This window comes from Candidatus Methylomirabilota bacterium, from assembly GCA_036005065.1.
In the GTDB taxonomy this organism is placed as follows: Bacteria; Methylomirabilota; Methylomirabilia; order Rokubacteriales; family DASRDR01; genus DASYQW01.
On the sequence record DASYQW010000259.1, the window covers coordinates 1 to 8322 of the forward strand.

General features: G+C 72.9%; 6 protein-coding genes. All 6 read right to left on the minus strand.

From position 1 onward, the window contains the following. Positions 1–136: 136 nt before the first annotated feature. Entirely contained in the window at positions 137–1462 is a 1326-nt protein-coding gene (locus VGW35_18340) for an aspartate aminotransferase family protein (protein HEV8309626.1), read from the minus strand. A 58-nt stretch (positions 1463–1520) separates the two neighbouring features. Beyond that, the gene (locus VGW35_18345) at positions 1521–3164 is read right to left on the minus strand and encodes a gamma-glutamyltransferase family protein (protein ID HEV8309627.1); all 1644 of its coding nucleotides are present in this window, start codon (positions 3162–3164) and stop codon (positions 1521–1523) included. Positions 3165–3186: 22 nt separating this feature from the next. Next, a complete protein-coding gene (locus tag VGW35_18350; GenBank protein ID HEV8309628.1) occupies positions 3187–4341 on the minus strand; it encodes an MFS transporter in 1155 nt (384 codons plus the stop codon). 109 nt (positions 4342–4450) lie between these two features. Next, positions 4451–5698 (minus strand): magnesium transporter, encoded by a 1248-nt coding sequence (locus tag VGW35_18355; protein ID HEV8309629.1) that lies wholly within the window; start codon positions 5696–5698, stop codon positions 4451–4453. Between the two features lie 28 nt (positions 5699–5726). Then, positions 5727–7031: a hypothetical protein gene (locus VGW35_18360; protein ID HEV8309630.1), complete on the minus strand. Its 1305-nt coding sequence runs from the start codon at positions 7029–7031 to the stop codon at positions 5727–5729. Positions 7032–7041: 10 nt separating this feature from the next. Continuing rightward, positions 7042–8070 (minus strand): alpha/beta fold hydrolase, encoded by a 1029-nt coding sequence (locus VGW35_18365; GenBank protein HEV8309631.1) that lies wholly within the window; start codon positions 8068–8070, stop codon positions 7042–7044. Positions 8071–8322: the final 252 nt, after the last annotated feature.

The following is an 8322-nucleotide window of genomic DNA, read 5'->3' on the forward strand; positions in this document are numbered from 1 at the left end:
ACTTACACCGCCGAGGGCGTCCCGCGCGCCATGCTCCGGACGGCCGCATTCATCACCACGCTTCGCCGCGAGGACGCGGTGGGCTGTTCGCCGCGACAGGCCCCACCCGCTCGCGGGCCTTCACGAATAATCCGGGCTAGGCCGGCTGGGGGATCGGCTCCCGGAGACGGGCGAAGACGCGGTCCAGGGCGGCGAGCGTCGCCTCGACCTCCCGCTCCGCGTGCACGGTCGACACGTAGAACCGGCCGTCGGGGAGGACGTGCAGCCCTTCCTCCAGGGCGCGGAAGAGGAAGCGGCCGAGCAGCTCGGTATCGTCGTCGAGCGTGTCGCGGTAGTCGAGGAGCGGGGCGCACGTCGTGAAGTGCAGGGCGAAGGCCGCGCCGAACCCGCAGACCTGGAGCGGAAGGCCGTGCGCGCGCGCCCGCTCGCGGATGCCGTCGATCAGGGTCCGCCCGAGCGCGTTGGCCCGGACCAGGGACGCGCCGTCGTCGCGCTCGAGCTCGGCCAGGGTCGCGTCGGCCACCGCCAGTGACAGCGGGTTCCCGTTGAACGTCCCGCCGAAGGCGACCCCGCTCGTGAAGAGCTGCTCCATGATCGCCCGGCGGCCGGCGACCACGCTGAGCGGCGCGCCGCCCCCGACCGCCTTGCCGAAGGTGGCGAGGTCCGGCACCACCCCGTAAGCCCCCTGGGCCCCGCGGAGCGCGATCCGGAACCCCGTGATCACCTCGTCGAAGATCAGGAGGGCGCCCTCGCGCCGGCAGAGGTCGCGGACGCCCTCCAGGTAGCCGGGCACCGGCGTGAGACAGCCGCTGTTGCAGAGGACGGGCTCCATCATGACCGCGGCGATCTGGCCGGGCCGGCGGCGGAACGTCTCGGCGAGGATGTCGAGACGGTTCCAGGGCGCCACCACCACGTTGTCGGCGGCGTTCGGCACCTGCCCCAGCGAGCCGAGCGTCACGTGCGGCGCCTCGCGCGGCCCGAGCCCTTCGAGCCCGGGGTGATAGCTCAGGAGGGCCCCGTCGATCCAGCCGTGATAGTGGCCTTCGAACTTGAGGACGAGAGGGCGTCCCGTGGAGGCGCGGGCCAGCCGATGGGCGAGCTGCACGACCTCGCTCCCGCTCGAGCTGAACGCCACCCGCTCGGCGCAGGGGACGATGCGCTGGAGGCGCTCGGCGACCGCGATTTCGAGCTCGTGCTGGGCCCCGTAGGAGAGCGGCCGCTCGGCGGCCCGGCGCACGGCCTCCACGTGCGCCGGATGGGCGTAGCCGAGGATCATCGGACCCCAGGCGAGACTGTAATCGATGTACTCGTGGCCGTCGACGTCCGTGAGGCGAGGCCCTTGGCCTCCCGTGAAGTAGAGCGGGACCGGGGCCTTGGCCCGGATCGGGCTCGAGACCCCGCCCGCCAGCGATTGCCGAGCGCGCTGGAGCAGCGCCCGCGAGCGATCCCAGGTGCGACTCATCGACCGCCTCCCTTGGGTGTCCGATCTGCCCCGGCCATCCCGGGCGGCGAGGCCTCCCTCACCAACCCGTCGCCCAGCCGTTCCGGCGTGGGTCGGCACCGCCCAGCAGCCAGCCGGTTCGCCGGTCCCGCATCACCGCCTGCACGCCGCCGACGCGCATCGACCAGGCCCCGAGCGGCTCGAGGGCGTAGCCGCGCTCGACGAGGTCCCGCCGTGTCGCCTCGGGCACCCGCGACTCGACGCGCAGGGTCGCGGCCGGGAGCGGGTCGATGGCCTCGTCGGCCCACCGGAACCGGGGGGCGCCGATGGCGTCCTGGATGTTGAGGCCGAAGTCGAGCATATTGGCGACCACCTGCACCGTGGTGACGAGGATGCCGTAGCTGCCGGGCGTCCCCACCGTCGCCCAGAATTCGCCGTCCCGGAAGAGGTGGAGCGGGGCCACCGGCCACTCGTGCTTTTTCCGGGGCTGGAGCACGTTCGGGTGCCCGGGCGTCGAGCTGGTCCAGTGGAGCGCGTTGTTGAGGGCGATGCCGGTCCCGCGGGCGACCACGCCGCTGCCGAAGCCTCCGCCGAGGCTGTGGGTGATGCTGACGGCCAGGCCGCTCGCGTCGCAGGCCGCGAGGTGTGTCGTCGACGCCGTCCGCGCGCCCCCGTCGGTGGCGCTCCGGGTCGGCGCCGCCGGCTCGCCCGGCCGGCGCTCGAGACGCGCGCGCATCTCGGCCCGCAGCTCCTGGGTCCGCCCGGCGCCGAGCAGGCGCTCGACCGGCACCGACACGAAGGCGGGATCGCCGACGAACCGGTCAGTGTCCATGCGGGCCGCGCGTGATGCCTCGGCGACGATGGCGAGGTGGTCGGGCCCGAGGTGCGGCAGGCCGCCGAGCTCCCACCCGGCCATGCCGTTCAGCGTCTCCAGGATCTGAATCCCGCTCGAGGGAGGCGGCGGCGCGAAGACCTGGACGCCGCGATACGTCGTCACCAGCGGCTCGCTCCACGCGAGCGTGGCCGGATACGCCTCGAGATCGCCGAGTGTCACGAGCCCGCCGAGCGTCGCCAGGTCGCGGGTGATCGCCTCCGCCAGGGCGCCTTCGTAGAAGGCGGCGATCCCCTCCCGCGCGATCGTGCGGAAGCTCGCCGCCAGGTCCGGCTGGACCAGTGCCATCCCGACGTCGGGGGGACGTCCCCCGTGGAGGTAGACCCGGGCTGCCTCCGGGTTCAGGCGCTCCCAGTGCTCGTCGAACATCTGCCGGTCGAAGACCGTCATCGGGACGCCGCCCTCGGCCAGCTCGATGGCGGGCTCGAGCGCGTCGGCCAGCGACACGGTGCCGTGGTCGGCGAGGACGCGGGCCCAGCCGGCCAGGTTCCCCGGCACGGCGACCGACAGGGGCCCGCGATCCCGCGCGGTCTGCGAGAGCTTCGCCGGGCTGGCTCCGTCCGGTGCCCGCCCGAGGAAGTCGAGGACGCGGGGCGTTCGCCCTGGCGCCGAGAGCATGAGGACGCCGCAGCCGGCCATCCCGGACATGTACGGCTCGACCACCCCGATGGCAGCCGCAGCCGCCACGATCGCGTCGACCGCGTTGCCGCCGCGGGCGAGCATCCGGAGCCCCGCCTGGGTGGCCAGGGGGTTCGCGGTCGCCACCATGCCGCGGCGCCCCAGCGCCACGGGCCGGAGTCCGAACTTGTTGGCATAGCTCTCGTGCGCCATGGCGTCCTCTCCTCCGCGGAGTTCAGGTCACGGGGCTCGGCGAGGTCTCCCGGAGCATCGTCAGCGGCACGCAGGCCAGCCCCACGCCGGCCAGCACGGCGTAGAGGGCGAGAGGCGACGCCCAGGCCAGGATCGATGTCGCGAGCACGGGGCCGATGAACGCCGCGCCGATACGCGCCGAGTTGACGAGCCCGATCGCCTGCCCCCCACCATACTGGACGATTCGCGTCGCCACCAGGGGGAACACGGGGGCGATGCACAGCACCTGGAGGAACCGCACGAACGTGTACAGGCCGGCCGAGCCGACGGCGGCCAGGGCGGCCAGGCAGAGCGATGATGTCACCATGAGCGCGGTGACCAGGCGCCGCTCGGCGAACGCCTCGGCCAGGCGCGGGGTCGCGAGTGAGCCGAGGGCCGCCGCGGCGCCCGAGGCGAAGGCGACGACACCGGCCATCTGGAGCGTGTCGGAATCCGGCACGCCGAGCCCGGGCAGGATCTGGGGCAGGATCGAGGTCAGAAAGAAGATCTGGGTCGAGCCGACGAGCACGATGAAGACGGCGACCGCCACGTCGCGGACGGGCAGGCGTCCCTCGCGCGGCCGGGCCCTCAGGACGTCGACGGGGATGACCACGCCCCAGCGGACCAGGCTGCCACACCCGACCAGGATCAGCCCCCCGATGACGAACGAGGTGCGGAAGCCGATCGAGGCGGCCGTGACCGCCCCCGCCAGGGGCCCGATCACCTGGCCGACGGTCATGGCCGATTGGACCGCGGCGACCTCCCGGCGCACCGCGCTGCCGTCGGACGAGCGGCCGGCCATCATGAACGCGAAGGTGGAGGCGGCACCCATGAAGCCCAGGACGAGCCGCGCCAGAAACAGCTCGACCAGTGTCCGCGCGATCGCCATGCCGAAGAAGCCGACGGCCTGCAGGAGCTGGGTCCACAGGTAGTAGGTCTTCGGATTGCCGTCGGCCGACAGCCGTGCCCACGCGGGCGACGTGACGACGGTGACCAGGGAGCTGATCCCGAGGATCCACCCCGTCCACCAGAGTGTCGTCACCGGGTCCAGCGTGCTGATCGCCTGAACGTGGAACGGCAGGCTCACGAAGACGAACGACCAGGCGAAGCTGCCCAGGAACATGGCGACGGGAAGGACGCGGAGTCCCGAACCCGCCACGGGACCGCGGGTCAATTCACCCTGGAGGGGAGCGGCGGAGCTCCGCCCCCAGACCCCCCCACCACATTCATTGCGCAGTGGGAGGCGAGGATCGCTGGTGGGCGGCCGGTCATCGCACGAGCCAGGTGGCGAGCGCCAGGAACAGCCCCATCGAGACGACGTCGGTCGCGGTCGTCAGGAAGATGCTGGAGGCGGTGGCCGGATCCGCCCCGAGCCTCTGGAGCGTGAGCGGCACCACCGCGCCGCATACGCCGCTCACGACACAGCTCCCGATCATCGCCAGCAGCACGACGATGCCGAGGATCACCGCGTGCGGGTTCTGCTGCGCGACCGCCACCACCAGCATCCCGGCCCCGGCGGTCATCCCCACCAGGGCGCCGTTCAAGAGCCCGAGGAAAGCCTCTTTGAGGACGAGGACCTTTCCCTTGCCGATCCGGAGCTCGCCCAGCGTCAGGCCTCGGAGCGTCACGGCCAGGGCCTGGCAGCCGGTGTTGCCCGACTGCCCGGCCAGAACCGGGAGGAACACGGCGAGGATCACCAGCCGATCGATCGTGGACTGGAATGTGCCCACGACGGCGGCGGCCAGGAACGCCGTCAACAGGTTGAGCTGGAGCCAGGGGTGGCGGAACTTGAGGCTGCGCCACCACGGGGTGACCAGGCGCTCCTCCTTCTCGACGCCGACCATGCTGCCCGGCTGGGCGCTCAACTCGAGGGCCTGCTGCTCGAAGAGCGTCTGGCCGCGGATGATGCCGACCAGCCGCCCGTCCGTGTCGCACACGGGATAGACGGGATAGTGTCGCTTGAGGACCTCCCGCATGGCATCCAGGAGCGACATCTCCGGACGCAGGAAGAACGGGTTCGGGAGCATGACCTCCCGGATCCGCCGGTCGTCGTCGGCGAAGAGTAGCTCCCGGAAGACGAGGATGCCCAGGAGCCGCCCGCCGGGGTCGGTCACGAAGCCGTAGGTGATGAACGCCTTCCGCACGAGCTCCCGCAGCCGGTTCACCGTCTGCTTTACGGTCAGATCCGGGCCGAAGATGGCGAGCGGGTGCTCCATCAGCCGGCCGACCGTGTCTTCCGGATACGCGTGGTTCCGTACCCACTGCCCGCCGCGCTCCGGCGGCGCCGTCTCGAGGATGCGGCGGCGGCGCTCCTCCGGGAACTCCCACAGGATCTCGACCGCGACCGTCGGGATCTGCATGGCGAGCACCTGGACGACCACCTCGTCCGGCTCGGGCTCGAGGAGCTGGTAGGCCTCGTAGGGCCCGCGCTGCAGCACCTCGGCGTGGAGGCGCGTGATCGGGCTATCGTCGCCCGATGCCGGCGTCCGCGTCATGGAGGCGTGGGTCTCTGGCATAGCGTGGCTCCCGTTCAGCGGTGTCGGCTCACTCCTCACGCTCCGCGAGCGTCGCTCCGGCCGCCCGCCGTGTCACCCAGAAATGGTCGGGCCGGCGGCTCAGCCGTTCGGCCAGGAGCCGCTCGGCCCGCGCCACCTCACCGGCCCGGAAGCACGCCTCCAGCAGGGTGTCGTGGAAGACATCCCGCTGCGCGCGGCTTCCGCCCAGTTCCCTGATCCGCGGGCCGAGAGGCTCGATCCGCTCGATGGTGCGCCGATAGTCCCCGGCCGCGAACGCGTGGCATCCCTCGATCAGGGGCACGGCGAGGCCGGCCGTCAGGCCGGCCGGATCCCTGGCTGTGCGCTCGCGCAGCCGCGCGAGCTGGCGGTCGGCCGTCGCCCAGTCACCTCCGGCGGCCAGAGCCATGCCGAGGTGCACGACGTGGAACAGGAGGCCCTGCCGGTCCAGACGCTGGCGCGCGATCTCGACGAACGGGCGCCAGCGCTCGCCGACCGGGATCCCGCAGAGCTCGAGCCGCCACAGAAGCGAGATCGAGTCGTGAAGCTCGCCGGCCAGCGAGGACGGGGCGCGCTCGAAGACGCTCCGCGCGAGCCGGTCGGCGCGCGCGTAGTCACCGGCCGCGAGGTGCAGGAGCGCGAGGTGCCAGAGCAGGTGGCCGCGGAACCACCCGAGGCCGCGGCAGGGATGGATCGCGGCCGGGAGCCGGCTGAGTCCGGCGTCGAACGTGCCGGTCTCGTAGAGACCGTGGGCCAGCGCGTGGACGGCCCAGGCGTCCCGCGGGTTCCGGGCGATCGCGGCCTCGGCGGCCCGCATGGCTTCGGGGAACCGGTCGTGCTCCTCGAGCGCGAAGGCGTGGAGTCCCAGGAGGAAGGACGTCTCCGGGGAGTGGGGCAGCAGGGTCGAGGTGAGCTCGAGCATCTCGGGGAAGCGGCCCTGCCAGAACCAGATGAAGTAGAGGCGCTGGGCCACGACGAGGTCCCGGGGGAAGGCCGCGAGATGCGCGCGCATCGTCCGCTCCGCGTCGGGCAGCCGGCCGCCGACCAGGTGCGCCAGGGCCTCGACGTGCCCCCGCTCCCGCTCGGTCACGCCGGCCGCCGCCGCTCGCGCGGTCTCGAGGGCCGCCCGCGCCTCGGCGAAGCGCTCGTCGAAGAAGAGGCAGACTCCGACGCCGGCGTGGGCCAGGGCGAGCCCCGGGTCGTGCGCGGCCGCCGTCTGGAACAGCCCGAGGGCCTGGTCTTCCCAGCCGAGCAGTGCCGTCACCGCGCGGTCGTAGGTCTCGGCGGCGGTGGCGGACGCCGCCGAGAGGGGGAGACCGTGGGCGTCGCGGCGCATGCCGCGTATGTTAACAGACGGTGCCCGCGCAGTGGCCCAGGAACTCGACGGCGCGCCGCTCCGCCCACGAGCTCGCGCGCCCGCGCCACCGGCCGTCGATGAACCCCGCGTGCCCGCCTCGCCGCGGGACCTCGACCCGGACCGCCGCCGGCAGGGTGGTCGGATCGGGCAGAGACTCGGCCGGGACCAGCGGATCGTCGAGGGCGTTGATCAGGAGGGTCGGCCGCCGGATCCGGCCGAGATACGGGCCCGAGCTGGCCCGCGTCCAGTAGTCCCGCTCGTCGGCGAAGCCGTGGAGCGGCGCCGTCACCGCGCGATCGTACTCGGCGAAGGTCCGGGCGCGCCGGACGGCCGTGAGGTCGACGAAGCCCGGGTACACGTCCGCCTTCAGCCGGACCTTCCGGCGGAGCGTGCGCAGGAAGTTCGCCGTGTAGACCACGCGCGCCAGGCCGCGGTCGAGGCGGCGCGCGCAGGAGGCGAGATCGAAGGGGACCGAGATCCCGACGGCCCCGACGAGCTCCGGCGGCGCGTCCGGGCCGCGCTCGCCCAGCCACTTGAGGAGCACGTTCCCGCCGAGCGAGACCCCGGCGGCGCCGATGCGGATCCCGGGTTCCCGCTCGACGAGGGACCGGACGACCGCGTCGAGATCCCCGGTGTCGCCCGAGTGATAGAAGCGCGGAAGCCGGTTCAGCTCGCCGCTGCAGGAGCGGAAATTGAGCGCGACCCCGCGCCAGCCGCGATCGGCCGCCGCGCGGAACAGCCCCGTGACGTAGTGGGAGCGGGCCGAGCCCTCCAGGCCGTGAAGGACGAGCAGGAGCGGCTGCCCCGGCGCGCCGTCGGCCCAATCCAGATCGACGAAGTCGCCGTCGCCGGTCGGGACGCGCTCGCGCGAGAGGGGCAGGCGCGCGCGGCGGAAGAGCGGACCCCACACCGTTTGCAGGTGCCGGCTCCGACACCACCAGGAGGGCCGGAAGGACGGCGGCTCGCCGGGGCCGACCTCGTCTCCGAGCCAGACGGACGTCGGAGCCCGTAGGGTCAATCGCGCACCGCGTGAAGCCTCACCCTCACGCATTGAGTGTCCGCTCCGAGCGCCGGCTTTGCCGGCGCAACCTGTCCTGTGGGTGGGTGTGGGAGGGGGCCGTCTCCATGACCTAGCCCGGATTATTCGTGAAGGCCCGCGAGCGGGTGGGGCCTGTCGCGGCGAACAGCCCACCGCGTCCTCGCGGCGAAGCGTGGTGATGAATGCGGCCGTCCGGAGCATGGCGCGCGGGACGCCCTCGGCGGTGTAAGT